The organism is Acidiphilium sp. C61 (genome assembly GCF_905116885.1).
Taxonomy (GTDB): Bacteria; Pseudomonadota; Alphaproteobacteria; order Acetobacterales; family Acetobacteraceae; genus Acidiphilium.
The window spans coordinates 126,217-141,977 of record NZ_CAJHNI010000005.1 but is presented as its reverse complement, the minus strand read 5'-3'; the positions used below and the strand labels follow the sequence as shown (position 1 = coordinate 141,977).

At 66.6% G+C, this 15,761-nt stretch carries 16 protein-coding genes; 7 read left to right on the top strand and 9 right to left on the bottom strand.

Going from position 1 to position 15,761, the window contains the following annotated elements:
- The first annotated feature begins 90 nt into the window (after positions 1–90).
- Genes HUW10_RS03575 through metG form a run of 6 tightly spaced genes read left to right on the top strand, consistent with a single transcriptional unit; the run spans position 91 to position 5,744 of the window.
- Positions 91–732 carry a DsbA family oxidoreductase gene (locus tag HUW10_RS03575; protein ID WP_307781109.1) on the top strand — a complete coding sequence of 214 codons (642 nt, stop codon included), beginning with the start codon at positions 91–93 and terminating at the stop codon, positions 730–732.
- A 42-nt stretch (positions 733–774) separates the two neighbouring features.
- A complete protein-coding gene (locus HUW10_RS03570; protein ID WP_174502243.1) occupies positions 775–1,734 on the top strand; it encodes a lytic transglycosylase domain-containing protein in 960 nt (319 codons plus the stop codon).
- Positions 1,731–2,615: an SPOR domain-containing protein gene (locus tag HUW10_RS03565; protein WP_174502242.1), complete on the top strand. Its 885-nt coding sequence runs from the start codon at positions 1,731–1,733 to the stop codon at positions 2,613–2,615. Before HUW10_RS03570 ends, HUW10_RS03565 begins: the two co-directional genes overlap by 4 nt.
- Complete coding sequence (gene tmk / locus HUW10_RS03560) at positions 2,612–3,244, top strand: dTMP kinase (RefSeq protein WP_174502241.1); 633 nt, start codon at positions 2,612–2,614, stop codon at positions 3,242–3,244. Before HUW10_RS03565 ends, tmk begins: the two co-directional genes overlap by 4 nt.
- Complete coding sequence (locus tag HUW10_RS03555; protein ID WP_174502240.1) at positions 3,244–4,212, top strand: DNA polymerase III subunit delta'; 969 nt, start codon at positions 3,244–3,246, stop codon at positions 4,210–4,212. The genes tmk and HUW10_RS03555 overlap by 1 nt, the downstream gene beginning before the upstream one ends.
- Positions 4,209–5,744, top strand: a complete 1,536-nt coding sequence (gene metG, locus HUW10_RS03550; RefSeq protein WP_174502239.1) for a methionine--tRNA ligase — start codon at positions 4,209–4,211, stop codon at positions 5,742–5,744. The genes HUW10_RS03555 and metG overlap by 4 nt, the downstream gene beginning before the upstream one ends.
- Before the next feature lie 156 nt (positions 5,745–5,900).
- Here metG and HUW10_RS03545 read toward each other — a convergent pair whose 3' ends face one another.
- Positions 5,901–6,908: a FliM/FliN family flagellar motor switch protein gene (locus HUW10_RS03545; RefSeq protein ID WP_174502238.1), complete on the bottom strand. Its 1,008-nt coding sequence runs from the start codon at positions 6,906–6,908 to the stop codon at positions 5,901–5,903.
- Between the two features lie 196 nt (positions 6,909–7,104).
- Here HUW10_RS03545 and HUW10_RS03540 point away from each other — a divergent pair, with 196 nt between their 5' ends.
- On the top strand, positions 7,105–8,556 hold the full coding sequence (locus HUW10_RS03540; RefSeq protein ID WP_236656187.1) for a glycosyltransferase family 39 protein: 1,452 nt from the start codon (positions 7,105–7,107) through the stop codon (positions 8,554–8,556).
- A 5-nt stretch (positions 8,557–8,561) separates the two neighbouring features.
- On the opposite strand, the gene HUW10_RS03535 is transcribed toward HUW10_RS03540, so the two are convergent.
- The 8 genes from HUW10_RS03535 to HUW10_RS03500 form a co-directional block, all read right to left on the bottom strand.
- The gene (locus tag HUW10_RS03535) at positions 8,562–9,155 is read right to left on the bottom strand and encodes a TVP38/TMEM64 family protein (protein ID WP_174502134.1); all 594 of its coding nucleotides are present in this window, start codon (positions 9,153–9,155) and stop codon (positions 8,562–8,564) included.
- A 62-nt stretch (positions 9,156–9,217) separates the two neighbouring features.
- Positions 9,218–10,027, bottom strand: a complete 810-nt coding sequence (locus HUW10_RS03530) for a glycosyltransferase family 2 protein (protein ID WP_371808613.1) — start codon at positions 10,025–10,027, stop codon at positions 9,218–9,220.
- A 203-nt stretch (positions 10,028–10,230) separates the two neighbouring features.
- On the bottom strand, positions 10,231–11,079 hold the full coding sequence (locus HUW10_RS03525; RefSeq protein WP_174502237.1) for a phosphodiesterase: 849 nt from the start codon (positions 11,077–11,079) through the stop codon (positions 10,231–10,233).
- A complete protein-coding gene (locus HUW10_RS03520) occupies positions 11,073–11,861 on the bottom strand; it encodes an inositol monophosphatase family protein (protein ID WP_174502236.1) in 789 nt (262 codons plus the stop codon). Before HUW10_RS03520 ends, HUW10_RS03525 begins: the two co-directional genes overlap by 7 nt.
- A complete protein-coding gene (locus HUW10_RS03515) occupies positions 11,858–12,919 on the bottom strand; it encodes an ABC transporter ATP-binding protein (protein WP_174502235.1) in 1,062 nt (353 codons plus the stop codon). The genes HUW10_RS03520 and HUW10_RS03515 overlap by 4 nt, the downstream gene beginning before the upstream one ends.
- Positions 12,919–13,713 carry an ABC transporter permease gene (locus HUW10_RS03510; RefSeq protein WP_236656186.1) on the bottom strand — a complete coding sequence of 265 codons (795 nt, stop codon included), beginning with the start codon at positions 13,711–13,713 and terminating at the stop codon, positions 12,919–12,921. Before HUW10_RS03510 ends, HUW10_RS03515 begins: the two co-directional genes overlap by 1 nt.
- A complete protein-coding gene (locus tag HUW10_RS03505; RefSeq protein WP_174502234.1) occupies positions 13,698–14,564 on the bottom strand; it encodes an ABC transporter permease subunit in 867 nt (288 codons plus the stop codon). Before HUW10_RS03505 ends, HUW10_RS03510 begins: the two co-directional genes overlap by 16 nt.
- Positions 14,561–15,661: an ABC transporter substrate-binding protein gene (locus tag HUW10_RS03500; RefSeq protein WP_174502233.1), complete on the bottom strand. Its 1,101-nt coding sequence runs from the start codon at positions 15,659–15,661 to the stop codon at positions 14,561–14,563. Before HUW10_RS03500 ends, HUW10_RS03505 begins: the two co-directional genes overlap by 4 nt.
- Between the last annotated feature and the right edge of the window lie 100 nt (positions 15,662–15,761).

Here is a 15,761-nt window from a genome sequence, read left to right as displayed (position 1 = left end):
TTGGCGCACAAGCATCTTTTCGCTTTGCCTGCCGAACCGCGTAGGCTATTTTAACAAATTATGAATATGGCTTTGCCGCGCCCGCCGAGGGTGACCGTCGAGATCGTTTTCGATTTCGTCTGCCCGTGGTGTTATCTTGGAATTCACCGGTTCCAGCGCTTGCGCCAGAGTCGCCCCGACCTGCCGATCGTGACGACGTGGCGTCCGTTTCTCCTCAATCCGGATATGCCTCGCAGCGGTATCAGCCGCGCCGACTATACCGCACGTAAATTCGGCGACGAAGATCGCGCGCGGCGGTTTCACGCTGCCATTTCTACCATCGCCGCCGAAGACGGGCTTGACCTCGCTTTTCCGCGGATATCCCGAGCGCCGAGCACCGTCGATGCCCATCGTCTCGTCCGCTTCGCCCTCGAACACGGGGGATCGGCGGAGGGCGTGGTTCTCGATATCTTCCAAGCCTATTTCTCCGCCGGGCTCGATATCGGCAACACTGAAACCCTTGCCTCCATCGGCGCAGCAAATGGCCTGCGGCAGCTTGATGTCGCAGGTTTTCTCACGAGTGATCGGGCGATCGAGCAGATCCATGCCGATAATCTGTTTGTCCACCGTCTCGGCATCAACGGCGTCCCCTGTTTCATCATCGATGGCCAAACCGCGATCGCCGGCGCCCAGGAGCCCGACATTCTGGAACGCCTGATCGAACTTGCTGTGGCCGACGTTGCGAGCACCTGAGCCTCCCTTCCGCGGCGGCGCCGGGCGTGGCAGAACGGGGGAATGAAACGCCGTTTCCTGCTCGCAGCACTTCCGTGCGCCTCCGCCCTGGTTCGGCCGGCCCGCGCCGCCGGCTTCGAAGATTTCATCCATGAGCTCGAAGGCCGGGCGCGCCGGGCGGGCGTTCCGTCTCATATCGCCTTCGCCGCCCTGTCCGGCCTGAAACCGAACCAGGAGGTGATCCGGCATGAAACACATCAGCCGGAATTCACCCTGACTTGGGCGCAATATAGTGCGCGCGTGGTCACCCAGACCCGCGTCGCCGCCGGAAAAGCGGCCTTCGCCGCACATCGTGGGATTATCGAGCAAGTTCGGGCCCGCTTCGGCGTCGCTGCCGCGCCGATCATGGGCATCTGGGGGATCGAGACCGATTTCGGCCATTATCAGGGCGATTTCAACGTGATCGACGCCCTTGCGACACTCGCCTGGTACAAAAATAGTTCCTATTTCGGCCGCGAGGCCATCGCTGCAATGCGCATCGTCTCGCGCGGCGATGTTCGTCTTTCCGAACTGCGTGGCTCCTGGGCCGGAGCCATGGGGCAGCCGCAATTCATGCCGAGCATCTATCTCAGCACCGCGGTCAGCTATTCAGGTCATGGTCAGCCGAATATCTGGACCAGCGTACCCGACACCATGGCCTCGATCGCCAATTACATGCGCAAGTCGCACTGGCGGCTCGGCCTGCCATCGAGCGAGCCGGTGCTTGTCCCGCCGCATCTCAACGCCGCGCTGGCCGGGCGCGACCACGTGCTGCCGCTGGCGCAGTGGCAGGCGCTCGGCGTTCATCGCCTGGCGCCGGCCCGTCACCTGCCGGCGAACACGCCAGCCTCGTTGCTGCTGCCTGATGGCCCCTCCGGCGAAGCCTTCCTCGCCTTTGGCAATTTCCGCGCGATCCGCAGCTATAATCCATCCGATCTCTACGCTCTCGCGGTTGGCGAACTCGGCCGCCGGATTCTCGCATGACCCGCCTGGGACTGAAGCTGGCCGCCCTGCTGGCGCTTACCGGCTGCACCCGGCCATTGCATCACCCCGCACCGGGGCAGCATGCCCGCTTCACGATCGGAAAGCCGTATGATGCCGGCGGCCAATGGCATTATCCGCGCGTCTTCGGCCGCTATGACCGGACTGGTCTTTCCACCGTGATCCCATCCGGGCCTGCGCGGCTTACCGCGGATGGCGAGGTCTATCGCGCCGGCAGCCTGACTGCCCAGAGTCCGGTCCTGCCACTGCCCTCGATCGTGCGGGTTACCAACCTGGATAACGGCCGCAGCCTGACCGTCCGCGTGAACGACCGTGGGCCGATGCAGGCCGGACGCATCATTGCGGTCACGCCCCATGTCGCCCGGCGCCTCGGAATGCCGGCCAACGGTCTCGCCGAGGTCCGCGTCCGGCTGCTCGCCGGTCGGTCCTCCGCCTTGCAGGACCGGCTCGGCGCCGGCCCACATCTCAGCGCAGCACCGGTCAGCTCGGTTGCGGCCGCCGCCCTGCCGCCGCCGCCCGGCGCTACTGGAACGGCCGGCACCGCCATCAGCACCGCCGCTCACCCTGTCATGCAGCACCGCCATTCCGGCGCGGCCGCTCATCTTTCAGGTAACGTGCGCATCGGCCGGCCTTCGCCCGGCCCGCTCTATGTCGAGATTCCCGGCTTCGGCTCGAGCGCGGACGCGATGAACCTGCAGGCCCGCCTTTCCGGGATGCCGGGTTCAGTCGTTCCGCAATCCTCCGGTGGACGCACGCTCTACTCGCTTCGCCTTGGCCCCTATGACAGCGTGCCCGCTGCCGATGCTGCTCTGCGTTCGTTGCTCGACCGTGGCATTGCCGGCCCCGGGATTGTGGTTCGGTGAGCCCGCAGGGCGTTTTCATCACGATCGAGGGCGGGGAAGGGGCCGGCAAGTCGACACAGATCGCCCGCCTTGCCGACCGGCTCCGCGCCGCCGGGCATGAGGTTCTCACCACCCGCGAGCCGGGCGGCACACCGGGGGCAGAGGCGATCCGCGCGCTGATGCTCGACCCCGCGCGCCATTTTGCCCCGCTTGCAGATACGCTGCTGGTCTTTGCCGCCCGTGCCGATCATGTCGCCGCGGTTATTCGCCCGGCGCTCGAACGCGGCGCTGTGGTCCTGTGCGACCGTTTCACCGATTCCACCATGGCGTATCAGGGCTACGGCCTCGGCGTGGGGCGGACGACGATCGCGACTCTCGAGACGATGATCGATCTGACCCCCGATCTCACCCTGATCCTTGATCTGCCTGAACCCGTCGCCCGCGCGCGACTCGCCCGCCGCGGCAGCGCCACCGACCGCTACGAACAATTCGATGCCGAATTCGCCGCCCGGGTTGCTGCCGGCTTTCGCGCCATTGCCGCCACTGCGCCGGAACGCTGTGTCGTGGTCGATGCGGCCAGTGGGATCGAGGAGATCACCGACGCGCTTGCCGCCCTCATCCGCGCCCGGCTCGGCCTCGCCATCGCCTGATGCTGCCGCCTCGCGCCAATCCCGAGCTTCTGGGTCATGATAGCGCCGTAACAGAGCTTTTCCGCGCCGCGACCGGTACGCGGCTGCATCATGCCTGGCTGATCGCCGGCCCCCCGGGGATCGGCAAGGCGACGTTGGCCTTCCGCTTCGCCCGCTGGTTGCTCGCTGGCGCCCGCACGCCGGACCTGTCGCTGCCGGCGCGAGATCCCGCTTTCCGCCGCATCGCAACCGGCGCGCATGCCGATCTGCTGGTGATCGAGCGCCGTTACGACGAGAAGCGCAAACGGATGCAGGGTGAAATCGTGGTCGACACGGTTGCCGCTGCTGGCCGCTTCCTGCGGCTGACGCCGGGTGAGGGGGGCTGGCGCGTTGTCATCGTCGATGGTGCCGAGGCGCTGAACCGCAATGCCGCCAATGCCTTGCTCAAGCTGCTCGAAGAGCCGCCGGCGCGGGCGATCTGGCTGCTGGTCTGCCACGCCCCGGGCCGGCTGCTGCCCACCATCCGCAGCCGCTGCCGCCGGCTCGATCTCGACAAGCTGCCAACCGAAACCCTCAGCCTCCTGCTTGCCGCCGATCTGCCAGATCTTCCCGCCGAACGCCGCACGGCCCTGGCCACGCTGGCGGAAGGCTCGATCGGCCGTGCGCTCTCGCTCGCCGATGCCGATGGCCTTGCGCTGGCCGGCCTCGTTGGCGAGGCGCTCGCCGGGCCGCTCCCACCCGCGCGCGCCGCCTCCATCGCCGATACGATCGCCCGTGCCGATGACGGGTTTGCCACCTTCGCCGAACTGCTGCGCGCAGCACTGGCCACCGAAACCCGCGCCGCCGCCCGCGCTGACCCGTCCAACGCGCTTGATGGCCGCGCCCGGCTCTGGCAGGAGTTCGGCAGGATCGCGGCGGAAGTCGACGGTCTCAATCTCGACCCGCGTGCGGCGGTTCTGACCATGCTCCAGCTTCTCCGAGTGCCATGACCCGAAAATTCTACATCACGACCCCGATCTACTACGTGAACGGCGCGCCCCATATCGGCCACGCCTACACCTCGGTCGCCGCCGACGCGCTCGCCCGCTTCAAGCGGCTGGACGGGTTCGACGTCCATTTCCTGACGGGCACCGACGAGCATGGCCAGAAGGTTGAGGCCACTGCCCGCGCGAACAACATCGCCCCGCAAGAGTTCACCGACCGCATCGCTGGCGAGTTCCGTGCCATGGCGCAGGCGATGAACATCTCGAACGACGATTTCATCCGCACCACCGAGCCGCGCCACATCCGCTCCTGCCAGGCAATCTGGCAGGCGATCGAGCGGTCAGGGGCCATCGAACTCGGCCATTACGAGGGCTGGTACGCCGTCCGCGATGAGGCCTTTTACGACGAGAGCGAACTCGTCACCGGCGCCGACGGCATCAAGCGCTCGCCCTTCGGCGCGCCGGTGGAGTGGGTGCGCGAACCATCCTATTTCTTCAAACTCAGCACTTTCCAGGATCGTCTTCTGAAATTGTATGAAGACAACCCGGATTTCATCCAGCCCTCTTCCAGTCGCAACGAGGTACTCTCCTTCGTTCGCTCCGGCCTGCGGGACATCTCGATCAGCCGCACCAGCTTCAAATGGGGCATTCCGGTGCCCGGCGCGCCCGATCACGTGATGTATGTCTGGATCGATGCGCTGACCAACTACCTCACTGCCTGCGGCTATCCGGACATGGACGCGCCGCTGATGAAATACTGGCCGGCGGACCTGCACCTGGTCGGCAAGGAAATTACCCGCTTCCACGCCATATACTGGCCCGCAATGCTGATGGCCGCTGGCCTGCCGACGCCGCGCCGCATCTTCGCCAATGGCTGGTGGACGATCGAGGGCGAGAAGATGAGCAAGTCGCTCAACAACGCCCTGGCCGTCGAGCCGCTGATCGCCGAATTCGGGCTTGACCAGCTCCGCTTCTGTCTGCTGCGCGAAATGCCTTTCGGCAATGACGGCAATTTCTCCCGCCGTTCGGTGATCACGCGGATCAATGTCGAGCTCGCCAACGATCTCGGCAATCTCGCCCAGCGCACGCTCTCCTTCATCGCCAAGAATGCCGGTGCCGCAGTGCCCGAAGCTGGCCCCGCAAGCGAGGCCGATCATGCGCTGCGGGCCATCGCCGATGGTCTGCCTGACCGCATGCGCGAGGCAATGGATCGGCTGGCCTATCAGGAGGCGATCGAGGAGGTCTGGAAACTGGTGCGCGCCGCCAATGCGTATATCGACCACCAAGCCCCCTGGGCCTTGCGCAAGACTGATCCGGACCGGATGCGGACCGTGTTGAGGGCCCTCTGCGAGGTGCTGCGCGTCGTCGGTCTTCTGTTGCAGCCCTTCATGCCGGAGAGCATGGCGAAATTGCTGGACCAGCTTGCCGTCCGGGCCGACCGGCGTGACTTCGCATCACTGGCGATACCGCTCGACACCGGTGCTGCGCTGCCGGCGCCATCGGGCCTGTTCCCCCGGATCGTCGAAGCCGCGTCCTGAGGCTCGCGGCCTCAGCCGGGCGCAAGCCAGGTGGGGCAGGGGGCGCGACAAGCCGGGACATGTCCCGATCCGGTGGGATCGAATGTCGTAGTCTATCATATTTATAGACACAGCATTTTTATCCGATCAGATAACCTCATCTGATCGGGTGATGCTCTACTCGCCTGCGCGAGGAAGCCAGCCGCGAATCTCGGCGGCCAGCTTGCCATGCCGCACGCCAAGGCGGCCGGCGAAAAGATCGACATTGCCGCAACGCAGGACGATGTCGGAACCACGCGGGGCGTTGATCTGGATGATGTCGCCTACGCGCAGTTCCATCACCGCGCCCAGCTTCATCGTCTGTTCGTCGAGCACCGCCTCGAGTTCCACATCGGTGTGCCAAAGCTCTTCGGCGAGATGGGTTTCCCAGATCGAGTCGCGGCCGAATTTCTCGCCCATGAACTGTTGCAGCAGCAATTCGCGCACGGGTTCCAGTGTCGCGAAGGGCAGGATGATGTCGATCGTGCAATTCCGGCCGGCGGATTGCAGGCTCAGCCGCGCCGTCAGCGCCACGCCGGAATTGCGTCCGATTGTCGCGAAGCGCGGGTCCGTCTCGGTCCGTTCGAAGTCGAAGGTGACGTCGCAGATCGGCCCGAAACTGCTTCTGAGGTCGTGCAGCACGACGCGGATGAGCCGTTCGGACAGGTTGCGGCTGATCGAGGTCACCGGTTTCGGAATCCGGTCTGACGCGACTGCCATACGGCGCCCCCCGAGCAGGATTTCCGTCAGGTTGTTGACGGTTTCGGCATCGAGATGGATGAGCCCGAGATTGTCCCATTCCCGCGCCCGGAACACGCCGAGCAATGCCAGCGGCCTGATCTCCGAGAAACTGTCGGCAAGCCGGCGCGAGGCAAGTCGGGTGAGGCGAACCTCGACATTGTCCTGGAACAGGTTGCGCAAGGAACCAGCGAGGATTCGCGACAGCCGTTCGAAAACGACTTCCGCCATCGGCAGGCGTTCATAACTGTCCGCCCGACCATAGAGAAGCCGGCTGGCTTCCTCTTCGGTCTCCGGTTCCAGCTCCCCGTCTTCGACAACAGATCCACCGGACAGGATTGAGTCGATCTCTTCCTGAGCCAGCTGCGTCGGGTCGCCATTTCTGTCCGTTCGAGCTTGACCGCTCATCCGCTCCTTTGCTCCCGCAGGGCCGCTCGCCAGGATTGGCCGTTCCGTTCCCACTCACCTTGCCGCAATCCGGTTAACAAAATGTTGAGAACGCCCTCGTAATGTCAGTTGTCGCCCTGTTACATGCCGGCGCGAGACTGTGCCCATGCGGGCGGTGGGGGCAGACCGGGACGGCCGGGCAGGAGTGGCGATTGGCGTGGCGATCATTGTCTGCGCCGCATTCGCTGTTCGCCTGCATGGGCTGGGCGACAAGCCGCCCTGGCTGGATGAGGTCATCACCATCAACCGCGCCGGACTCCGGATGCCGTATCTGATCCAGGACTCCCTGCGCAACCGGCATCTGCCCGGCTTTTTCCTGATCGAGCGCCTAGCACTCGAATATGCGCCCGTGCGCATGCAGATGGCGGCGCTGCGGTTTGTCCCGGCATTGGCTGGTGCGGCCTCGGCCGGGCTGATCTTCGCCATCGCCCGCCAAGCCGGTGGCCGGCATGGCGCGTGGCTCGCCGGCCTGCTGATGGCCTTCGCCCCGCAGCAGGTCGCTTTCAGCCAGGAAGCCAGATCCTATACGCTGATGATGGCACCGCTGCTGCTCGCCCTGGCGGGTCTGCTTGCCATCGTCCGCGCGCCTGACGCGGCGTCCCGTGCAGCGTGGCACGCCTATGCCGCCGGCACGGCGCTCTCGCTCCTGGTCCTGCCGGACGCCTTGCCCTGGCCACTCATCGCCAGCACGGCCTTTCTTGCCGCCGCGATGCCGCGCAGCCACGGCCGCAAACGCCTTATCCGCACATGGGCCCTTGTGAACGCAGGCATCCTGCTGCTCCTTGCGCCGGCTTATGCGCTGCTCGCTCTCACCCCGCATCACGGGCCAATGGCAGGGTTTCGCTGGATACCGGCGCCGACGCGCCACACCATGCTGATCGATGCAGCCGGCCTCTACGGCCTGCGCGACGCCACAATGGTCACCATGCGCCTGCTGCCGACCCATCTGGTTTTCCTAGCCCCCTCGATGGCGGTCCTGGCGTTCCTCGGCATCCGTCATCTGCGCGCTGCTCGCGGCGAACGCCTGACGCTGCTGATCGCCTGGCTCGGTCAGCCGGCGGCGCTCGGCCTCCTGTCCCTGATCCATCCGCTGCTGTTGCCGCGCTATCTGCTCTGGAGCGCGCCGCCCTTTTTCATCCTTGCCGGGCTTGGACTTGATGAACTGGCTCCGGCGGCGCGTCTTGCCGCGCTTCCGGTCGCTGTGCTGGCCCTCGCTCTGAACCTCACCCCCTATTATCACGCGGAAACAAGGCCGCGCTGGGATCTTGCGGCGAAACTGCTTGGTGCACGCATGTCGTCGGGTGACGTCATTCTTGCCAGCGACGGCGCTGCCCGCATCATGCTCGGCCATTACGACACCGCGCTCACGCCGCGCGTCACCCGCGATGCTGCCCGCGCCCGCGCGGCCCTCGCCGCCGGCCATACGGTCTATGCGGTCTACGGGCCGGCAGGGCAGGGGGCGCAACCCTCGCGCACCCAGTTCATGGCGGGTGCAGCGCGCTTTGGCCCGCTGTCCTCCCCGCTTCGCGCCGGCACCGAAATCACCATCCGCCGGGTCAGTCCGCCACAAGCCCGCATCGCCTGTGCGGCCGGAACCGCCTGCCGCTGAAGGGGTCAGGCCTCCGCCAGCGCCGTCATAACCCTGCGGCGCAGCGTGCCTGCCAGGATCATCGATGCCGCAAGCAGCCCGACGCCCAAGCCAATGTCCGTCGATCGTCCCAGCCGGCCACCGGCGCCGAGCAGCGCGGCCACTACCGTCTGCGGCAGATATCCCAAAGCCGAACCCGCCAGAAACGGCAGGATCCTGACACTCGACAGCCCGGCCAGCAGATTGAGCGCGAGATTGCTGCCCATCGGCATCAATCGCAATGCGAGCGTTGCGGCAAATGGCTGCGCTGCAAGGGCACGATCGATGCGGGCTGTGCGCCGCCCAAGCCGGGACTGCACGAAAGCGCGGCCGACCAACCGTGCCCAGAGCAGATTAATAGTGCAGCCGGCAAGCTGGGCCCCCAGCGCCAGTGCGGTGCCCGGCAGCACGCCCCAAGCATAGCCTGCCGCGAAGCCGATCACCTGCCGCGGCATGCCAATCGCGCAGGCCAGCGCCCCGAGCGCGCCGAGAATCACCGCATCGCGCCAGCCCTGCCCGTGATGTGGCACGAAAAGCGGCCCGAATGACTGAAATCGCAGTAAAAATGCGGCTATCAGCAATCCCGCCCCGAAAGCGAGCAAGCGTGTTGCACGCACCAGCGCCCGCCGCCCCGGACCACCGCTCACTGGGCCACTTCCAGAGAAACTGGTGGCGGTGCCGTATTGTCCGTGCTGTTCGTGGTTGCCGCGGTCCCGGAGGGCTCGGCCAGAACTGCCCTGCAAGCCCGGCGTTGAAGCCAGGCGACGCCGGCAAGATCGACCAGCCCCACCCGGAGGCGGTCCCATGTGCCGTAATGCGAGCGCCCGGCGAGGCGCGGCCGATGGGCAACGGGATGCAACACGGTGCAGCCGCCGGCGCGGGCGAACAGCGCCGGCAGGAATCGGTGCATATGGTCGAAATGCGGCAACGCCATGAAAGCGGATCGGCGAAACAGTTTCAGTCCGCAGCCGCTGTCCGGCACGCCATCACCCAGCACACGCGCCCGGACGGCGTTGGCAATGCGCGAAGCGATGCGCTTCATCAGCCGATCGTGCCGCCGCACGCGCCGTCCCGCGACGAGTATCGGTACGCCGGGCCGTTCCTCCTGCCAGGCATGGCGAAGCATATCGGGAATATCGGCCGGGTCGTTCTGCCCGTCGCCATCGATCGTGGCGATCCAGGTCGCCCGCGCCGCGGTTACCCCGGAGACGATCGCGGCACTCTGCCCATGGCACCGCACGTGCCGCAGGCCGCGGATATTCGGCCGCATCGCGGTAACGGCGGCGATTACATCCGGGGTTGCGTCCGTGCTTCCGTCGTCGACAATGATGATCTCGTGATCGACGCAAGCCAGCGCGGTATCGAGCTCGGCGAGCAACGTTGGGAGATTCGGCGCCTCGTCATGCACGGGCACGACAATGGCGAGCAACGGCGGCGGCGATGCGATCATCATCGAATCTCCCTCGCGCCGCGTGCAGGCCCGGCATGGCGCGCCCCGCCATCATCGATGCTGCATGTGAGCCGGAACTTACAATCGAGCCTCAAGGCTTATCAAATTGTATCCGGCGTAGATTGATTGCCTTTAGGTTCCATAATATTTCTTCTGCGACATTTGGCAAAGACGAGCTCACCTGATCGGATGATGCTCCAGGCGCTTCACGATGCAGGACCCTCCCGCCGCATGCCCGGATACTCCGGCTCGACGACGAACGGATACGGCCCCGGCAGGTCGCCCACGCTGTCGAGCATCGCCGTCAGCCCTTCCCGCTCGGTCCAGCGAAGCAGAAAAATGCCGCCCGGCTCCAGGTGGAAATAGGCCCGCGCCTTCGGATCGAAGGTGATCTCGCTCTGGTGCCCGGCGGCGGCCGGAACGCTCAGCAGCATCGTCCGGCCATGCGCCGCGTGGATCGCACGGTGATGATGCCCCGAGAGGATGGCCGCGACATTCCCATGCGCCGCCGCGCGCGCCAGCAGCGCCTCGGACGAGCGCAGCATGATGCTGTCCATCGCTGCCACTCCGGTGAGCACCGGCGGATGATGCAGCCCAATCAGCACCTTGCGTCCCGCCGCCGCCTCCAGCGCCGCATCCAGAAACGCGAGCCGTTGCGGGCACAGCTCGCCATACCCCGCCCCAGGCACCACGCTGTCAAGCATGATCAGTCGGAACGGGCCGATATCAGCCTGATATTGAACGAAATCCGGATCTGCAGCCACCCCCGGCAGATGGCCCAGCGCCGCACGGAAAGCCTCACGCCGGTCATGGTTGCCGGGCACTACATAGACCGGACATGGCAGCTTGCGGTCGAGCAGCCGGTTTAACTCCTCATATTCGTCGTCCCGCCCGCAATCGACGAGATCGCCGGTGATGACGATCGCCTCCGGCGCCGGATCGAGCGTCGCCACCCGGCGCAGCACGCGCTCGGCCATCATGTTTGTCTCGACCACCCGGTTGGCCGGGCGGCCAACCGGGCGGACATGCAGATCGGAAATATGGGCAATCAGCAAGAGTCACCTCGAAGAATGGCAAGGGCCTCGTCACGCAGCGACGGGTCGCCCAGGATCAGCACGGTGCCATCGGTCTCGGCGTCAAGCCGCAACGCCCGGCCCGACCAGTCGCACATCGCCCCGCCCGCCGCCGCGACGATCGGCACCGAGGCCGCCCAGTCCCACGGCTTGTGCCCGGCCTCGGCGATGACGTCGATCGCGCCGAGTGCCAGCAACCCCGCGGCATAGGCATTGTCGCCCCAGGAGACGCGCCGGCAGGCCCGGCCAAGCCGGTCGAACGCCGCGTGCTGCGCGGGTGCGAACCATTCCGGCCCGGTGCAGGAGAGTTCCGCCTCGCCCAGCGCCGCGCGCCGCCGGCAGCCTGGCACGCCGCCGAACGGGCCGGTAAACGCAACGCGCCCATCCGCTGCCAGCCACCGCTCGCCGGTCATCGGCTGGTCGATCAGCCCCAGCACCGGCACGCCGTCCTCGACCAGGCCAATCAGCGTCACGAAGCTTGCCCGCCCGGTGATGAACTCCCGCGTCCCGTCGATCGGGTCGATCACCCAGTTGAACCGCCCGCGCCGGTCGTCGCCGAATTCCTCGCCGATCACCCCGAACCCCGGCGTGTGCCGCGCCAGCGCCGCGCGCATCGCCGTCTCCGCCGCCCGGTCCGCCGCCGTCACCGGGCTCGCATCCGCCTTGTCGTCGGCCCCCAGGCCGGCGCGGAAATACGGCCGGATCGCTTCCCGCGCCGCCTCCGCCGCCGCCTTCGCAGCCTCGATCGCGCCGTCCGGGATCATTCGGCCGCCAGCACCCGCGGCGCCTCCCCATCCCACCAGAGCGAAACCCGGCTGCCCTGTGCCACAGCACCGGCCTCGGCGCTCGGCATCGCCGCCGCGAGACTGAAGCCGCCATCCACCTCGATGCGGATCGAGGTCAGCGCGCCGAAGAACACACGTGAGGCAACGACCCCTTCCAGCAGCGCCTCCGCCGCCCCGGGTGGCCCAAGCCGCACCGTCTCCGGCCGCAGCAACACGTGAACCGCCGCCCCCGTTGCCAGCCCACGCGCCCGCGCCGCCGGCACCACTCGGCCGCAGAGCTCGACCAGCCCGGCCTCCGCATCCCTCACCCGGCCGCGCAACTCCGCCGCCGCGCCGACAAACCGCGCCACGAAAATGTTCGCCGGCTCACCATAGATTTCTGCTGGCGTTCCTGCCTGCGCGATCCGCCCCTCCTGCATCACCACGACCCGATCGGAGATCGACAGCGCCTCCTCCTGGTCATGGGTGACGAACAGCGTCGTCACCCCGGTCTCCTGCTGGATGCGGCGGATCTCGTCGCGCAGCTGCACCCGCACCTTGGCATCGAGCGCGGATAGAGGTTCGTCGAGCAGCAGCAACGCCGGGCGGATTGCCAGCGCCCGCGCCAGCGCCACGCGCTGCTGCTGGCCGCCGGAGAGCTGGTGCGGATATTTCCGCGCGTGCTCGGCGAGCCCCACCAGCGCCAGCAGCTCTGCCGCCTGCGCCTGCTGCGCCGCCGGAGTTTCCCGCCGCACCTTCAGCCCGAAGCGGACATTCTCCTCCGCCGTCATGTTCGGGAACAGCGAATAGGCCTGGAACACCATGCCCATGTTGCGCCGCGCCGCCGGCAGATCGGTGATGTCATTTCCGGCCAGCACCACCCGCCCGCCATCCGGCCGCTCGAACCCGGCGACGATGCGCAGCAGCGTCGTCTTGCCGCAGCCCGAGGGCCCGAGCAGCGAGACGAACTCCCCCTGCCCCAGCGCGAGCTCGATGCCGTGCAGCACGGTCTTGCCGCCATAGCGCTTCACCGCGCCGTCGATGTCCAGATGCGGCATCAGCGCGCCCCTCCGATCTGCACGCTGCGCCCGCCCCGGCCGGAGACCAGCACGCCGAGCATGGCCAGCCAGGTGATCAGGAAGCTCAGCAGCGTCAGCGCCGAGGCCTGCGTCGCCGAGGTCTGGCCGACATAGTTGATGTAAACGGCGAAGGTGTTGAACAGCAGGATATTGGCGAAGGTGAACTCGCCCATCACGATCGCGATCGTCAGCAGTGCGGCGCCCACCAGCGCCGTCGTCAGATTCGGCACCACGACGCGGAAGATCAGCGTCCCCCAGCCGGCGCCGAGACTTTGCGAGGCCTCGGTCATGGTACGCAGGTCGAGCACGCGCATGCCGAGATCGAGCGCGCGATAGGTATAGGGCAAGGCGAGGATCACGTAGGGTATCACCAGATAGTTGGGGGTGCCGACCAGCCAGTCCGGCCCCGTGTAGAGCGCCGTCATTCCGGCGACCAGGGCGATCGGCGGCACCACGAAGGGCAGCACCGAGATGAAATCGAACACCGGCCGCAGCCGCGGCACCCGCAAGTTCAGCCAGAACACCGCCGGCACCAGCACGATGAGCCCGAGCAGGATCGTCTCCACCGCCAGCCGCACCGAGAGGAACAGGCTCTGCCATAGCTTCGGCTGGTGGAACAGCGCCACGTAAGCGGCGAAACCGTAGCGCGAGCCACCTTCCCACAGGCTGAACGCGCCGGTCGCGAGCAGCGGAACGAAGAAATACAGGAAGAGAAGCCCGAGCCAGGCTTCCGGCAGCAATCGCCCTGCCGCGCCCTTCATCGTCGTCCCCACCGGCCGATCCGCCGTGCCGCCAGCGCATAGACGCCCATGACCCCAACCATGACCACGATCATGCCAAGCGCCAGCGCCGCCCCGGTCTGCTGCGAGATCATCACGTTGCCCGACAGCACGTTGCTGATCTCGACCGGCACCAGCGCGACGATCCCCGACGTCAGTGCGTAGGGTGTGGCATAGGCCGAGAAGGCGTTGCCGAACAGCAGGATGAACGCCGAGAGCAACGAGGGGAGCAAAATCGGGAGCCCGACATGGCGCCAGTAATCGAAGGCGGAGGCGCCGAGATTCTCCGCCGCCTCCCGCCACTCAAGCCGCAGCGCCTCCAGCGCCGGGGTAAACACGATGATCATCAGCGGGATCTGGAAATAGGCATAGACCAGCACGAGGCCCGGCAGTGAATACAGGCTGAACCCCATGCCATAGAGATCGACCCCGGCCGATTTCAGCCACACCGTGATGATGCCGAGGCTGCCGAGGGTCGCGATGAAGGCGAAGGCCAGCGGCACGCCGGCAAAATTCGCCGCCACCGCGCTGAAGCTCGTCACCAGCGAGCGCACGCCCCGCGGCACGCCCGGCCGCAGCACCAGATAGGCGGCGATCCCGCCGGCGGTGACGCCGACCAGCGCCGCCAGCGCCGACAGCACGAGCGAGTTGCGGAACGCAATCACCGTCTGCCCCTGCCCCAGTGCTGCGACATATTTCAGCGTCAGCCCGTGCTTTCCAGAGAACGCCTCCGCCAGCAGCATCAGCGTCGGCAGCACGAGGAAGGCGATCACGTAAACAACGAGCGGGCCGACGAAGGCGAGCGTCAGCCCCCCACCCTCGCCGGCCTTGAGCCGGAGCCTCACGCCTTGACGAGCTTCGTCCAGTTTTCCGTCAGCAGTTGCTGCGCCTTCTTCGTCTGCGCGTTGTTGGCGAATACTGCCTCGCCATACGGCTTGGCCGGCGGCAGTTCTGCCATCAGCGATTTCGGAATCGCCCCCGCCTTCGCCATCGCCGAGAACCGCGCCGGATGGGCGAAGCCCTTGAGATACAGAAGCTGCCCCTCGTCGGAATAGATGAATTCCTGCCACAGCTCGGCCGCCTTCGGGTGCGGCGCGAACTTGCTGATCGCCTGGCAGTAGAACGCGCCATAGGGCGTTGCCCCTGCGGGAATGACCGTGTCGATCGGTGTCATCCCCTTCGCCTTCTTCGCCTGGGCGAGGTTCAGGTAATCCCAGTTGATCACCACTGGCGTCTGGCCGGAAACAAGGCTTGCCGCCGTCGCCGCCGAGGGGTTGAAATTGCCGCGCTTGGCGAGATCGGCAAAGAACTCGATGCCCGGCATGATGTTGTCGAGCGAGCCGCCATTGGCGAGTGCGGCCGCGACCACCGCGGCGAACGCGGCCCCGGCGCCGAGCGGGCTGCCGTTCAGCGCGATCATGCCCTTGAATTCCGGCTTCTTCAGATCGGCCCAGTCATGCGGCACCGCCTTCGAGACCGAGCGGTTGATGCCGAACGACACGAGGCCGAAATAATCGCCGTACCACAGCCCGCCCGCATCCTTCATCGACGCCGGAATGCTGTCCCAGGTCGCGACCTTGTAGGGCCGGAACAGCCCTTCCTGCGCGCCGTTCAGCGCGAAGGCCGGGCCGACATCGACCACGTCCGGCCCGCGCGACTGGTGTTTGAGCGAGCGGATCGACTGCAATTCCTGCGCCGAGCTGTCATCGGGCGCGGCGTTGTGAATGGTGATCCCGTATTTTTTCTGGAAGGTGGCGATGATCTCGCCATAATTCGCCCAGTCCGGCGGCAGCGCAATGGTGTTGAGCTGCCCTTCGTGCTTCGCGGCCCTCAGCAACGCGGGCGATGCGGCGCGCCCCACGGCCGGCAGCAGGCCCGCGCCGAGCCCGGCACCGGCAAGTTTGAGGAATGTGCGGCGCGGCGATGCGATCAGATCGGCCATGTGTTGCGTCCTTGCTTCAATATCCGCTGGCCGGCCCCGCATTCGGTGGCGAGGATCAGCCGGCGGCGACCGTATAGCTCGCGGCGAAGCCCTCGCCCAT